Raw genomic sequence first — 855 nt, 5'->3', positions numbered from 1 at the left:
TGAAATCCGTCATCGTTCCGTCCGTCCAATCTCCGCCAAGCATGCTCAAGCTTCACGATTTTTGCAACAGAGCCGGCATGAATACCCCGAACCACTCGGTCATCTCACTCAAGGCGATGTGGAGCTCCTTGAAGGTCGGGACGTTGGTCAGGAAACGAGAGCGGTTGGCGCCAGTCACGCCCAGCACCCGGATCTTGCCGGTCTTCATGTGAGGGAGGAACTCACCCAAGGGCGCGGCCACCGCCGGGATGTGCCCCCCCAACAGGTCCACAATCGCAGGCTGGGAACCGCGGAAGCCTGTCTGCACCATTTTCACGCCCAAAAGCCGCCCGAGCAGCTCGCCCAAGAAATGCGGTCCAGAGCCGGTGGCACCATGGCCAAACGTGGCAGAATCAGGGTTACTCTTGATCCAGGCCAAGTAGTCGTTGAGGCTACCAACCGATTCCGGGACAGCGGGCCCGATCGCAAACCCAACCTCGCTTGTCGAAACCATACCGACCGGCACAAAGTCCTTGACCGGGTCATATCCCAGATCTTTGTACGTGTGAGGGTATAGCGTCATCATGGATGCAGGCGTCAGCAGAAGTGTCGCGCCGTTTGGTGCCGCGGCCTTAACATGCTGGATCGCAATTCGACCACCCGCCCCCGTGCGGTTGTCGACGAGCACACTGGAAGCATAGGCACCGCGCATTCCCTCAGACAACCGGCGGGCAGCCATATCGGTCGCTCCGCCTGCGGCGAGTCCAATCACGATCGTGGCCACGCCAGGGCCGGATTGCGCCAAGCTCATGCCCGGAAGGCCCCCGATTCCAAGGGAGCCCAAAGTGCTCAGGGCTGCTCGTCGGGTCAGAATAT

1 protein-coding gene is annotated in these 855 nt (G+C 60.7%); it reads right to left on the bottom strand.

Going from position 1 to position 855, the window contains the following annotated elements; genetic code table 11:
- Nucleotides 1–52: 52 nt before the first annotated feature.
- A partial coding sequence (locus tag QHC67_RS18805) for a tripartite tricarboxylate transporter substrate-binding protein (protein WP_319296686.1) occupies nt 53–855 on the bottom strand: 803 nt, incomplete at its 5' end.

Origin of the sequence: Sphingobium sp. (assembly GCF_033795625.1) — a bacterium.
GTDB lineage: Bacteria > Pseudomonadota > Alphaproteobacteria > Sphingomonadales > Sphingomonadaceae > Sphingobium.
Note: the sequence above shows the minus strand (reverse complement) of the source record. Positions and strands in the feature narration are given on the sequence as shown.